Genomic DNA, 12,812 nt, shown 5'->3' on the forward strand with positions numbered 1-12,812 from the left:
TTAGGCTTAAGTGGTGACTTTTCTGTTATTGTTCAACTCCTAGTTAGTTTTGATCCATCTCCATAAGGTTTTGTAATTGACCTTAGTACCATGGATCAAAATTCCTATGCGGTAAACTTTTCCAGCCACCCATGTACTGAACAAAAAACCTGTGATCAGTAGTCCCATAGAAAGTGCCAAGTCCCAAAAAGGCACTCCGTAACTCACCCTGCCCATCATGGCAATTGGTGAAGTAAAGGGTATTATTGACAACCAAAATGATACATTACTATTTGGATCGTTCAACACAAAAACAAAAAGACCCATATAACCTATCAAAAGAGGAATGGTAATCGGAAGCATAAATTGTTGTGCTTCTGAAGGTGTATCAATAGCAGCACCCACAGCTGCAAAAAAAGCTCCATAGAGCAAATATCCTCCCAAAAAGTAAAACACAAAGGTCAACGTCAATTGGAAAAAGTTTATGCCTTGTATCGTCTGAATGATATTATATACATTTTCGTCTCCATTGATCATTTGGCTCATATCAGGATTAGTAAGCTCCATAACCTGTTGTTGGGGCATTTGCATCCCAAAGTAGCCAATTACAATAGATGAAATTCCACCTATCAAAATGACCCATATCAGAAATTGGGTAAGACCTACGGCGCCAATCCCGATTATCTTGCCCATCATCAACTGGAATGGTCTGATCGAGGATATAAGGATTTCAATGATACGGCTGGATTTTTCCTCGATCACTCCCTGCATGATCTGATTGCCGTAGATAAAGATGAAAATATAAATTAAAATGCCAGCCATGAAGCCTATTGCATAATTGACTGTTGCATCTGAAATTTTTTCGTCTCCTTTATTATCCAAAGTAATGGATTGGATATCCACTTTGGTTCGATAGGCATTGATGACCTCCGGGTCGATTCCCGATTCAAAAAGTCTTTGTTCCTCTATTCTTCTTTTCAGATTGGCTTCAAGAAAGGAAACCAATCCCATACTTGGATTCTTTTCAGCATAATATATTATCCCATTTGGCCTCGTTAGGTCTAATTTAGGTATATATAAAAAACCAAATCTTTCTCCGTTTTGGACCAAAGATTTTGCTTCCTCTATAGATGTATTGGAGAATGAAAAAGCATATTGCTCAGAACTTTCAAGAAAAAACAGGTTATTTTCATCTACTACTTCTATAATCCTCAAAGCAGAACTGGATGTTTCATCAACAGCTATCCAAAGAAATATGCCCATAATGGCCGGAAAAACCAGTGGGGTCAAAATGGTTGCCAAAAGAAAGGATTTCTTCTGTACCCTTGAAAGATATTCCCGCTTAATTACCAGCCAAACTTTATCCATTTGAATATTCTTTTACTTGTTGGATAAAAATCTCTTCCATACTGGGCAGAATTTCATGAAAGCTTACCACTTCACCAAAGTCCATCATTTTGACAAGCAATTGGTTCGGAGAATCTTGACCAAGCGGTACCGTGAAAGTGGCAAGACCATTTTTGATTTGGGCCCCAAAATCCAATGGCAGGTTATTGCTATCACAAATAAGACTTATTTTATATTTATTGGGTCTAAATTGTTGTTTGATATTTTCCAAACTGCCTTCCAGTATTTTATAGGACTTGTGTATCATGGCTATTTGATCGCACAATAGCTCCACTGATTCCATTCTATGAGTAGACAATACCAAAGTAATTCCCTTGTTCTTTAGCTCAAGTATTTCATCCTTAATTATTTCAGCATTGATAGGATCAAAACCAGAAAATGGTTCATCCAAAATTAACAATTCAGGTTCATGAATAATGGTAGAAATAAACTGTACCTTTTGGGCCATTCCTTTGGAAAGGTCATCAATCCTCTTGTCTTTCCAGGATATGATGTCCATTTTTTTTAACCAATAACTCACCTTTTCTTTGGCTGTGACAGCCGGCATCCCTTTTAGACGTGCAAAATATATTAATTGATCCCACACCTTCATTTTTTTGTACAATCCTCTTTCTTCTGGCAAATACCCAATTCTAGAAATGTGTTTGGGATGCAGTTTTTCTCCTTTAAACAAAACCTGTCCTTGGTCAGCTTCTATGATTTGATTGATGATTCGGATAAGCGTAGTTTTACCTGCCCCATTGGGACCCAGCAATCCGAAAATTCCTCCTTTAGGAATATTTAAAGAAACATCGGTTAGCGCCTTATTAGACCCATAGGATTTAAACAAGTGTTGGATTTCGAGGAGTTCCAAAGAATATTCTTTTTGGTAAAAATAATAAAATTTAGAACCTGAAATTACTTGAGCGTGACAGAACCCACAGAAACATCAATATTGAATGTCATCAGGTTCTCACTGTTTTCTTTATAGGTTCTACTTACATAGGTTTTGTTCCCAATATCCTTAAGATGTTTTGGGATATAAGTCCTGCACATGGGCGTGGATTTGATCTTAACTATAAATGGTTGACTGTCATCCGGTAGTTCAAGGTTTACTTTTCCTGCCCCTACCATCGCCTGAATATTACAGGACTCTGGCATTTTGTCTGAAAAAGAAAGATTAAGTGTGCCATAATTGGCCTCAAAAATCATTTCCTTGGCATTGGTGAAATTAAGATTGAAAGCTTCTAGGTTTCCCATATTTATGGTCACCATGATGGTATCCATTTTTACTGAGTTAGCAGTCTTTTTGCTATAATCAAGGGTAATATCAGCACTTGTCGACTGAATAATGCAATTTGATATTGGCAAATGAGAAAGATCAAGGTTGGCCGTACCTATCCCGAAATAAAAATGAAGGTCATACAGAAAATTGGAATTCAATCCAACTGACCAAGAATGATCAAAATCATCATTAGAACTCGAAAATAGTTTGTAGGAAAGACTTTTTCCCAGATTTTCTGATTCCACATTTCTATGGACCAAATTGGCATAAAGTACCTCATCCCTGATTTCATGAAAAAATGAAGGCAAAATATTTACTTTAGATAAATTTGATCTGATATATACAGACTCATCCCCTTGTTTTCTTTTGATCTCAGACACACCTTTGTATACATTGAAATCCAGATAAACAAGATTGTATCCCCGTCTTTCTTCAATTTGAAACTCTTTGGTGATCTGGGCCGTAAGCTGGAATATAACCCCCAAAACGAGTCCAATTATTAAGCTAAATCTGTTCAGCATACGGTAAGGTTACGGCAATCAATTTAAAAGGTTCTTCGAGGTATAAAAAAAGCCAGATTTTCGTCTGGCTCCAAATATTTAGAAAAATTCTTTCATTTTATCGAAAAAGCTCTTTTCAGATTTTCCGGGATCGGGCCTGAAATTTTCAGAATCTTTCAGATTTTCAAGAATTTGTTTTTCTTCTTTACTGAGTTGTTTGGGAGTCCAGACATTTACATGAATAAGTTGATCTCCCCTACTGTAACCATTGATATCCCTGATTCCTTTTCCTTTCAACCTTAGAATTTTTCCACTTTGCGTACCAGGATCAAGTTTAATTTTAACTTTACCATCTATAGTAGGGACTTCGATTTGAGATCCTAACGCTGCATCAATAAAACTCACATACAAGTCAAACACCACATTGTTACCATCCCTTTGCAATGTTTCATCCTCAACCTCCTCTATCACTATTAGCAAATCTCCAGGTACTCCTCCCGCGGTTTCATTGCCTTTTCCTGACATACTCAATTGCATGCCATCAGCTACACCTGCAGGGATATTGATAGGAATAACCTCCTCTTTTAAAATAAGGCCTCTTGGATCTGCTTCTGCTGGTTTTTTATCTACGATTTGACCATTGCCCCCACAGGTAGGACATGTACTGGCCGAAACCATCTGGCCCAACATGGTATTGACTACTTTTTTGATCTGACCAGAACCTTGGCAGGAAGAGCATGATTTGAAAGTAACCCCATCAGCAATAATTTGTCTCTTTACTTTAATTTTTTTCTCAACACCATTGGCTATTTCCTTCAGGTTGAGTTTAAGTTTCACACGAAGATTAGTTCCTTTTTTGGTTCTCCTGCCACCTCTTCCACCGCCAAAAAAGGATTCAAATCCCCCACCCCCGAAAATATCTCCAAATTGGGAAAAAATATCTTCCATATTCATCCCACCACCACTATATCCTCCATTTCCTCCAAGCCCTTGATGACCAAACTGATCATAACGCTGACGCTTATCAGGATTGCTCAAGACTTCATAGGCCTCCGCAGCTTCTTTGAATTTTTCTTCTGCTTCAGGATTATCTGGATTTTTATCCGGGTGATATTGAATTGCTAATTTCCTGTATGCTTTCTTTATTTCCTCTGGAGCAGCACTTTTACCTACCCCTAAAATTTCATAATAGTCTCTCTTTGCCATAATTTTTTTTTATGCTCCTATCACAACTTTGGCATACCTGATCACTTTGTCACCAAGGGTATATCCTCTTTCCACAACATCTATAACTTTTCCCTTCATTCCCTCTGTTGGAGAAGGTATTTGGGTAATTGCTTCTTGGGTATCCGGATCAAAGTTTTTTCCAATAAGATCAACCATGGGTCTCAAGCCCTTATTTTCAAGTATTTTAACGAATTTGTGGAAAACCAGGTGATTTCCATCTCTAACTTTAATCGGGTTATCCTCATTTTCACTGGCCTTAAAAGCTCTTTCAAAATCATCTATAACGGGGATAATCTCAATCATTAAATCCTGAGAAGCAGTTTTTATCAGATCCAAACGTTCTTTCGAGGTTCTTCTCCTATAATTTTCAAACTCAGAATATAGCCTTAAATATTTATCTTTCAGTTCAGACACTTCTCTTTGCAATTTTTCTTCCTGAGATAATTCACTTGTATCGGATTTTGAATCAGAAGTGATGTGCTCTTCATGGGACAATTCATCTTGATTTACTTCCTGATCTTCGGAAGTTAAATGCTCATCATCGAATAACTCTTTCTCAGCCATTTGTTTTAAAATTTTTAATCTTTTGTGAAACATCAATTTGTTTGCCATTGCCTGTTTTATGACAAACTGACATTTATTGACTGTGTATAGCCTGCCATAACATGTCTTTCAATTTGTCAAGATTAAATTGGGATACCGATGAAATAAAAATAGAGGGGATATCTTTAGGTAGATCGACCCCCATCTGATCCATTAACTCATCGTCCAACATATCTGATTTAGTAATGGCCAAAAGCCTCTTTTTGTCCAAGAGTTCAGGATTGAACTTCTCCAATTCTCCGAGAAGGATTCTGTATTGCTCGGAAATACTTTCGGCATCTGCTGGTATCATAAATAAAAGAATGGAGTTCCTTTCAATATGTCTCAAAAATCGAAGGCCTAATCCCCTTCCTTCAGAAGCTCCTTCTATAATACCAGGAATATCCGCCATAACAAAGGATTTATCATCTCTATAGCCAATCACTCCAAGATTAGGAACCAATGTGGTAAATGGGTAATCTCCTATTTCAGGCTTGGCGGCGGATATACTTGACAAGAGAGTTGATTTACCGGCATTGGGAAAGCCTACAAGACCAACATCAGCAAGTAATTTCAGTTCTAAAATAATCCATTCCTCTACCCCGGGCTCTCCTGGTTGAGCAAAATGGGGAGCTTGATTGGTGGCGGTTTTGAAATGATCATTGCCCAATCCTCCTCTACCTCCGGGAGTTAAAATCACCTCCTGCCCATCTTCAGTAACTTCGAACCTAGTTTCCATGGTTTCAGCATCCTTGGTAACGGTTCCCAATGGCACTTCCAAAATTACATCAATACCATCTCTTCCTTTTCTCCTACCTCCTTCTCCACCCTTACCATCTTCACCGATAACATGCTTTTTGTATTTTAAGTGGAGAAGGGTCCAAAGCTGAGCGCTTCCCTTAAGAATGATATGTCCGCCTCTGCCACCATCTCCACCATCAGGACCTCCTTTTGGCACATGCTTTTCTCTTCTGAAATGAACAGAACCCGCACCCCCTGCTCCAGATCTTGAGCAGAATTTCACATAATCTATAAAGTTAGTATCAGCCACTTTCTTCTTTTTTTCTAACAAAAACGGCTAAGCTCCATGCTTAGCCGAACAAATACATTATACAAAGGTACAAAATATTCTATATCAGAACTTGTCAATTACTTTTTCGATATCCCCGAAAATATCTTCAATGGTACCAACCCCGTTTATTTTTGTGAATTTACCCTGCTGCTCGTAATATGCCGCAACAGGCAAGGTCTCATCTAAATAAACCCTGATTCTGGTTTCAATTTTTGATTCATCTTGGTCATCAGTGCGTCCGGAAGTCTTTCCTCTTTCCCTAATTCTTTCTTTCAGAATTTTTTCTTCAACATCCAAAGCTATCATTCCGGAAATTTCCAACTTGTTATTTCGCATCAACTTGTCTAATGCTTCTGCCTGAGCGACAGTTCTGGGAAATCCATCGAAAATAAACCCATTTGCATCCTTGGAATTTGTGATTTTATCTTCGACCATCCCTATCACAACTTCATCAGGCACCAACCTGCCTTCATCCATGTATTTTTTGGCTAACCGACCAAGGTCTGTACCTTCACCTAAATGCTTCCTGAACAGATCCCCAGTTGAAAGGTGAGATAGGTGGTATTTAGCTATGATTTTTTCACTTTGGGTACCTTTACCTGCCCCTGGAGGGCCAAACAACACAATATTAAGCATGATTTATCTCTTTTGTTTTATTGAAATTATTTTAACTGATACAAAGCGGGCAGATTTCTGCCAAATCCATCATAATCCATTCCATACCCCACCACAAACCTATTTGGGATTTCAAATCCTACATAATCAATTTTGATGTCATGAACAAGAGCATCCGGCTTTAAAAGTAAAGAAGCAACTGCAATCTTATTCGGTTTTTTTTCTTTTACAAGTTCCAAAAGAAATTTCATACTCAAACCTGTGTCTACAATGTCTTCTACAAGAATAACAGATTTACCCTCTAAATCTAAATCCAATCCCATCAAACTCTTTACTGCACCACTAGACTCTGTTCCTATATAAGAAGCCACCTTTATAAAAGTTACTTCCATTGGAATCTTTATATTTCTGGTCAGATCTGATAAAAACATAAAGGCACCGTTCAATACACCTATTAGAACCGCAGGATTCCCTGAAAAATCATTGGATATCTCATTACCCATTTCTTCTATTCTCTTTTTCAGAGCATGGGCACTTATATAAGGTATAAATTCTTTATCTTTTATCGATACCATGTTATGAAACAAAAATGCCCTCTATTCAAGGGCCCTACAAATATAAAAAAAAAAGTTTGGCGTACATGGAATTAGTTGCTAATCCTTATAGATGTTTCATCAAATAGCGGTACAACGCCAACATTGAATCCAAATCAAGTAAAGAAACTTTTTCTGAAGGAGTATGCACATTATCTTCAGCAGCACCAATAAAACACCAATCAATCGCGTAAGGAGAATGCTGTATTTCCCTCCCATCACTCCCACCTGATCCTTCAACCTCTAATTGGAAAGGGATACCACTTTCCAATGCCAATTTGATAATTCTGTTCAAATAAATTTTTCTGGGAATAAATTGATCACGCATAGAAATAACCACTCCTTGATGATGTGAAATTCCTTCGGTAATCCATGTTATATCAGAAACTAACGCCTGTTTGATTGGGGAAGTCTCTTGGATAAACTTTAATAAAAACGGAACACTCCCTCCCCCATGCTCCTCATATGTTGAAAAAACGACCCATCCATTTTCAAGGGATTCACATAATTTAAGGCAATTATAAATCCCCAATCTATTGTCTAGATATGCTGCCTGAATAAAACCACCATTTATCCTGATGACCTGCGCAAAAGACAATAAAGTCCCCCTTACAATTGCTCTCGGAAAATCATGAAACAAATCCCCATCAATTTCCACCAATCTGCATTTAATAGGACCTAAGGCATCCTCCCCAACTAAATCAAATCCATTTTCTACCTCAGGACCTCCAATTGACACAAGCTGATCCTCATATCTTACGGTAAATCCAATAGTATCTATGTGCGAAAAGACAGCTGTCTTAGGAGTTCCAAATTTTAACAACAAACAATCATGAAATTCCCCTCCAAAATAAAACTCAGGCTGAACCTTCCACTGACTTTTCCGTTGGTTAACATATTCAATCAGAAAATCTGTCATTAAACGTTCATCACCTGAAACACTATGAATATTAAGTAACTTATTGAGCAGTTCCATATTATATAAAATTATATCAGTTTTGGCTAGTTTTACAAATATGAAAAATTGAAAAGATTTTTGATAAAGTTTAAAGTTTTAAAATATTAATATACATTTGTGAATAGTTAAAATATTATAAAGTTGAAAATAAATCAATTAAACACTCAAAATCTGAACGGTAAAAATTTTTTATTATGAAAAAAATACTACTATCTACAATCATGGCTGGGTGTATTGCCTTAACGGTAAACGCCCAAAGCGACTACAACAAGTGGTCCCTAGAATTAAACGGAGGCTTAAATCATGCTCAGGCTCCACTAACACCTAACTACTACTCACCCCTTGGGTTAGGTCATGTGGATTTTGGTGTACGTTACATGTTCAATGACAAGTTTGGAGCAAAACTTGACTATGGACTTGGATCATTCAATGAAAAAAGCGATACTCCTGAATTTTCTACCAACTATTATAGGTTGAATATTCAAGGTGTGGCCAATTTAGGAAGAATTATGAAATGGGAATCTTTCACAAGAACTTTCAACCTATTAGGTCACTTAGGAGCTGGTATTGGTCAAGTTAGACCAGATGCGAACCCCTTAGACGATAATGTTTATAACATTATGGGCGGTTTGACCGGTCAAATTAAGCTAGGCGAAAGAGTAGCTCTTACAGGAGATATTAGCACTATTGTGAACGGAAGACAAACTGTTTCTTTCGATGGCAATTCAAATATCGGTCCAACTGACCCTACTTTTCAAGGGCCTAAAGCAAATTGGTGGACAGGTACCATAGGATTGAATTTCTATCTTGGAAAAGCTTCCACTCATGCCGATTGGTATGTTGAAGCTGATAAGTATGCTACAAAAGCAGAATTAGCTCAACAAATCGGTGAAATTAAAGATATGTTGAAAGATTCTGATGGAGATGGAATCCCTGATTATTTGGACAAAGAGCCTAATACTCCTTCAGGAGCAAGAGTAGATAACATGGGCAGAACGCTCGATTCTGACGGTGACGGAATTCCTGATCATTTGGATAAGTGTCCATTTGCTCCCGGACCAGCTTCAAACAATGGCTGTCCAATTGAAGAAGAAGTTAAAGAAGTAGACTACTTTAAGAAAGCCATTAACGAAGGCTATGTAAATGTTTACTTCGCTTTTGATAGTGCTAAACCACTTGGATATTCAGCTTCTGCTACAAATTATGTTGCTAATTTCTTAAAAAGAAATCCTGGAGTTAAACTGGAAGTAAAAGGTTTCGCTGATGAAATAGGTCCTGAAGATTATAACATGAAATTATCAGAAAGAAGAGCCAAATCAGTTTATGATCTTTTGATCTCATCAGGTGTTGATGCATCCAGAATTACATATAAAGGATATGGTGAAGATACTAGTGTAGATAAGCGATCTGCAGATGCTAGACAATTAGCTAGAAGAGCAAGTTTTGAAGTTCAATAAACTTCTTTAAATATAATTAGAAGCCCGATCCAAAAGATCGGGCTTTTTTTGTGTATTTGAATTAGGGAAGTTTAAGTTTATGTTAAATTATCGATATTTGAATTTATGTTATTCACTGCATAATTGCCATGTTTATACTTGATAAAACAAATACCATAGCCAATCAATATCTCTACCAATTACGGGATAAAAACATACAAATTGACCGGCTTCGATTTAGAAAAAATCTTGAAAGGTTAGGGGAAATTATGGCATATGAAATTTCCAAGTCTCTTCAATTTACCACTAGGACGTTCGAAACTCCATTAGGAAATACAACGCTACCTCTGATCCGTGAGCAACCTATTCTAATTTCAGTGATGAGAGCGGCTATTCCTTTTTATCAAGGATTTTTAAATCTATTTGATGCTGCAGATAGTGGTTTCATAGGTGCATATCGAGTAACTGAACTACCAAATTCAAAAGAAGTGGAAATCAATTATTTATATCAAGCAGCCCCTAATATTGAAGGAAAGGAGGTGATTATTGTCGACCCTATGCTGGCCACTGGAAAATCATTTATTAATACAATAGAAAACCTACTTCAAACACATGGAAGTCCTTCCATGATCCATATTGCATCAGTTATAGCTGCTCCTGAAGGTATTGATTACTTAAAAAATCAATTGAGCATACCCTATAAAATTTGGATTTGTTCGTTGGACGATAAGTTAAATGACAAATCTTACATTATACCTGGTTTAGGAGATGCAGGGGATTTATGTTTCGGCCAAAAACTATAATTACACTATGGATTATCTGTTTTTAGTAATTGGACTAATCATATTATTGGCAGGAGGAAAATTTTTAGTAGATGGGGCCTCAGGGTTAGCTTTAAAGTTTGGCCTCAGTCAAGGTCTCATAGGACTTACGATAGTGGCCTTTGGCACCTCAGCTCCAGAATTGCTTGTGAGTATCAATGCAGCCATCAAGGGGAATAGCGATATTGCAATGGGCAATGTCATTGGCTCCAATATTTCAAATATTTCACTTGTGCTGGGAATAAGCGCAATTATATTTCCAATTGCAATATTAAAATCAGTGATCAAGTTGGATTATCTAGCTGCTCTCCTGAGTTCACTCCTTTTTTACGTAATGGCACTAAATGGTTCCATTTCCCGATGGGAAGGATTAATACTTTTTATTTTACTTATACTAATCAATTTATATTTTTTCAGGAAGCTTTCAGGAAAAGACCAACTAGATTCAGAGGAAATCTCTGTGGAGTTAAATCCACTTTGGAAAACAATATTATTGCTTTTCGCAGGGATTTTGGGTTTATTTTTTGGCTCGGACATGTTAGTGGATAGTGCAGTAAATATTTCAAAAAACTTAGGAATCAGTGAAAGGGTTATTGGAGTAACGATAATCGCAATTGGAACAAGTCTTCCTGAACTGGTTACTTCTGTTATTGCTGCCCTTAATAAAAAAACTGATATAGCCATAGGAAATATCCTCGGAAGTAATATCATGAATGTATTGGCGATCATAGGTATTACAGCCTTGGTTAGTCCGATTCAGGTATCGGATATATTTCTAAAACAAGATTTTATTTGGATGATAGGCTTTACATTAATTTTGTATCCTATTCTTCAATCCAAGTTGACAGTCTCCAAATTGGAAGGATTCATTTTATTAGCGTTGTATGGGCTTTATTTATATATGATAATATGATCCCATATCTGATTAAATTTCTTTCCATATTTTTTGTATGTCTTTTTAAATTCATTGCAGGACCAATATTGGGTGCGGCTGCCGGATACAACCTTTTGGAAATAGTCACTGTAACTGTGGGTGGGATGATGACATCAGTCGTTTTCATGACCTATTTGGGAGATTGGTTCAAATCACACTGGAACCTAAGACTTACAAAAAACCGGAAAAAATTTACCCCAAAAACCAGACGCATTGTCAAGGTTTGGAAAAAATTCGGCCCAATTGGAATCGCTGTATTGACCCCCGTTTTTCTTACCCCTATAGGTGGAACTATAATTTTGAATGCTTTTAATGTGGATAAGAAAAAAATATTTTTTTATATGTTGGCCAGTGCACTATCTTGGGCTTTGATTTTTGGTTATTCAATCCATTGGTTATTGAATATACCATTTTTCGACAATCTACTCCGCTAAATCTTCGTCGGGAAGAATCTCAATATCCTGAATCAATACCCGCTTAGATATTTCCTGACCTGTCAAGGTTGCGGCTAGTCCTCCCATTGCTGTTTCCTTATACCTGCTTTCCATACTGGATCCAATCTCACCCATTGCATCAATACATTCATCAACAGGAATTACTGAGTTGACTCCGGCCAAAGCAATTTGGGCAGAGCTATTGGCAATTGCGACTGCACTTGCATTTCTGACTACACATGGAATTTCGACCAATCCGGCAACAGGATCACATACTAGGCCTAACATACATTGGATAGTGATGGCTACAGCGCTGAATACTTGGTCAACCGAACCCCCAAGACAATATACAATAGCCCCGGAGGCCATTGCAGCGGCAGAACCTGTCTCTGCCTGACATCCGCCTACAGCCCCAGCGAGACTGGCTTTTTGCTCTATGATTAAGGCTATTCCAGCTCCAATAAGAAGACCCTCAAGGATCTTTCTATCATCCAAAGAATGGATTTCCTGTAAAGTATATAATACTCCCGGCAAAATTCCCGAAGCTCCTGCTGTAGGTGCTGCCACCACTCTACCCATACAAGAATTCACCTCTTTTGCTGCCAAAGCACGTGATATTAGTTTTTGAAATTCTATGGAAAGAACAGCAACGGGATAGTTATAAACTTTTTTCGCACCATTATTGATCATTCCTGACCTTGAAGTCATTTCTTCCGACAAACCTGTCTCAACTGCTTCCTTCATTACCTCAAATGCCTTTGAAAGACCTCGCCAAATTTCATCTTCAGTTACACCTTTCTGAGAAACCTCATATTGTAACACAGATTCGAAAAGATTCAGATGATTGGATTCGCAATATTCCTTCCATCCTTTAAAACTTTCAAAAAGAAAACTCATAATTATTTGGGTTTAAATAGAGAACAAATTTGGACATTCTACATCATAAAAAAAAGGCCTCCAATTTCAAGAATTAAAGGCCTTTCAAATATA

The 12,812-nt window shown here is 37.3% G+C and carries 14 protein-coding genes; 4 read left to right on the plus strand and 10 right to left on the minus strand.

Translation table 11 applies throughout. From position 1 onward, the window contains the following. Window positions 1-39: 39 nt before the first annotated feature. The 9 genes from ACEW8U_RS08190 to ACEW8U_RS08230 all read right to left on the minus strand — a co-directional run bounded on the left by ACEW8U_RS08190 (window position 40) and on the right by ACEW8U_RS08230 (window position 8,215). Window positions 40-1,347 (minus strand): ABC transporter permease, encoded by a 1,308-nt coding sequence (locus ACEW8U_RS08190; protein ID WP_373521552.1) that lies wholly within the window; start codon window positions 1,345-1,347, stop codon window positions 40-42. After that, window positions 1,340-2,239, minus strand: coding sequence for an ABC transporter ATP-binding protein (locus tag ACEW8U_RS08195; protein WP_373521553.1), 900 nt, complete (start codon window positions 2,237-2,239; stop codon window positions 1,340-1,342). Before ACEW8U_RS08195 ends, ACEW8U_RS08190 begins: the two co-directional genes overlap by 8 nt. A 44-nt stretch (window positions 2,240-2,283) precedes the next feature. Then, entirely contained in the window at window positions 2,284-3,171 is an 888-nt protein-coding gene (locus ACEW8U_RS08200; RefSeq protein ID WP_373521554.1) for a hypothetical protein, read from the minus strand. A gap of 78 nt (window positions 3,172-3,249) precedes the next feature. Further along, window positions 3,250-4,356, minus strand: coding sequence for a molecular chaperone DnaJ (gene dnaJ / locus ACEW8U_RS08205; protein WP_373521555.1), 1,107 nt, complete (start codon window positions 4,354-4,356; stop codon window positions 3,250-3,252). Window positions 4,357-4,365: 9 nt separating this feature from the next. Next, window positions 4,366-4,941 (minus strand): nucleotide exchange factor GrpE, encoded by a 576-nt coding sequence (locus ACEW8U_RS08210; protein WP_373521556.1) that lies wholly within the window; start codon window positions 4,939-4,941, stop codon window positions 4,366-4,368. 73 nt (window positions 4,942-5,014) lie between these two features. After that, window positions 5,015-6,010 (minus strand): GTPase ObgE, encoded by a 996-nt coding sequence (obgE, locus tag ACEW8U_RS08215; RefSeq protein ID WP_373521557.1) that lies wholly within the window; start codon window positions 6,008-6,010, stop codon window positions 5,015-5,017. 84 nt (window positions 6,011-6,094) lie between these two features. Continuing rightward, on the minus strand, window positions 6,095-6,667 hold the full coding sequence (locus tag ACEW8U_RS08220) for an adenylate kinase (RefSeq protein WP_373521558.1): 573 nt from the start codon (window positions 6,665-6,667) through the stop codon (window positions 6,095-6,097). Between the two features lie 26 nt (window positions 6,668-6,693). After that, window positions 6,694-7,221 carry a hypoxanthine phosphoribosyltransferase gene (gene hpt, locus ACEW8U_RS08225; RefSeq protein WP_373521559.1) on the minus strand — a complete coding sequence of 176 codons (528 nt, stop codon included), beginning with the start codon at window positions 7,219-7,221 and terminating at the stop codon, window positions 6,694-6,696. Between the two features lie 85 nt (window positions 7,222-7,306). Further along, window positions 7,307-8,215, minus strand: a complete 909-nt coding sequence (locus ACEW8U_RS08230; protein ID WP_373521560.1) for an aminopeptidase — start codon at window positions 8,213-8,215, stop codon at window positions 7,307-7,309. A gap of 176 nt (window positions 8,216-8,391) precedes the next feature. Between ACEW8U_RS08230 and ACEW8U_RS08235 the strand changes: the two genes are divergently transcribed. From ACEW8U_RS08235 to ACEW8U_RS08250, 4 genes are all read left to right on the plus strand, one after another. Next, window positions 8,392-9,654: an OmpA family protein gene (locus tag ACEW8U_RS08235; RefSeq protein WP_373521561.1), complete on the plus strand. Its 1,263-nt coding sequence runs from the start codon at window positions 8,392-8,394 to the stop codon at window positions 9,652-9,654. Between the two features lie 128 nt (window positions 9,655-9,782). Beyond that, window positions 9,783-10,436 carry a uracil phosphoribosyltransferase gene (gene upp, locus ACEW8U_RS08240; protein WP_373521562.1) on the plus strand — a complete coding sequence of 218 codons (654 nt, stop codon included), beginning with the start codon at window positions 9,783-9,785 and terminating at the stop codon, window positions 10,434-10,436. A gap of 7 nt (window positions 10,437-10,443) precedes the next feature. Continuing rightward, a complete protein-coding gene (locus ACEW8U_RS08245) occupies window positions 10,444-11,367 on the plus strand; it encodes a calcium/sodium antiporter (protein WP_373521563.1) in 924 nt (307 codons plus the stop codon). After that, a complete protein-coding gene (locus ACEW8U_RS08250; RefSeq protein ID WP_373521564.1) occupies window positions 11,364-11,822 on the plus strand; it encodes a hypothetical protein in 459 nt (152 codons plus the stop codon). The genes ACEW8U_RS08245 and ACEW8U_RS08250 overlap by 4 nt, the downstream gene beginning before the upstream one ends. Here the strand turns inward: ACEW8U_RS08250 and sdaAA are convergent. Continuing rightward, window positions 11,811-12,719 (minus strand): L-serine ammonia-lyase, iron-sulfur-dependent, subunit alpha, encoded by a 909-nt coding sequence (gene sdaAA / locus ACEW8U_RS08255; protein ID WP_373521565.1) that lies wholly within the window; start codon window positions 12,717-12,719, stop codon window positions 11,811-11,813. The two genes, ACEW8U_RS08250 and sdaAA, sit on opposite strands and share 12 nt — an antisense overlap. Between the last annotated feature and the right edge of the window lie 93 nt (window positions 12,720-12,812).

The sequence above is a fragment of the Aquiflexum sp. genome (assembly GCF_041751335.1).
GTDB lineage: Bacteria > Bacteroidota > Bacteroidia > Cytophagales > Cyclobacteriaceae > Aquiflexum.

Coding starts and splice junctions, on each gene's coding strand:
- ACEW8U_RS08235 (WP_373521561.1), top strand. CDS start 8,392: ATGAAAAAAATACTACTATCTACAATCATGGCTGGGTGTATTGCCTTA.
- ACEW8U_RS08245 (WP_373521563.1), top strand. CDS start 10,444: ATGGATTATCTGTTTTTAGTAATTGGACTAATCATATTATTGGCAGGA.
- upp (WP_373521562.1), top strand. CDS start 9,783: ATGTTTATACTTGATAAAACAAATACCATAGCCAATCAATATCTCTAC.
- sdaAA (WP_373521565.1), bottom strand. CDS start 12,719: ATGAGTTTTCTTTTTGAAAGTTTTAAAGGATGGAAGGAATATTGCGAA.
- hpt (WP_373521559.1), bottom strand. CDS start 7,221: ATGGTATCGATAAAAGATAAAGAATTTATACCTTATATAAGTGCCCAT.
- ACEW8U_RS08200 (WP_373521554.1), bottom strand. CDS start 3,171: ATGCTGAACAGATTTAGCTTAATAATTGGACTCGTTTTGGGGGTTATA.
- ACEW8U_RS08230 (WP_373521560.1), bottom strand. CDS start 8,215: ATGGAACTGCTCAATAAGTTACTTAATATTCATAGTGTTTCAGGTGAT.
- dnaJ (WP_373521555.1), bottom strand. CDS start 4,356: ATGGCAAAGAGAGACTATTATGAAATTTTAGGGGTAGGTAAAAGTGCT.
- ACEW8U_RS08220 (WP_373521558.1), bottom strand. CDS start 6,667: ATGCTTAATATTGTGTTGTTTGGCCCTCCAGGGGCAGGTAAAGGTACC.
- ACEW8U_RS08190 (WP_373521552.1), bottom strand. CDS start 1,347: ATGGATAAAGTTTGGCTGGTAATTAAGCGGGAATATCTTTCAAGGGTA.
- ACEW8U_RS08210 (WP_373521556.1), bottom strand. CDS start 4,941: ATGGCTGAGAAAGAGTTATTCGATGATGAGCATTTAACTTCCGAAGAT.
- ACEW8U_RS08250 (WP_373521564.1), top strand. CDS start 11,364: ATGATCCCATATCTGATTAAATTTCTTTCCATATTTTTTGTATGTCTT.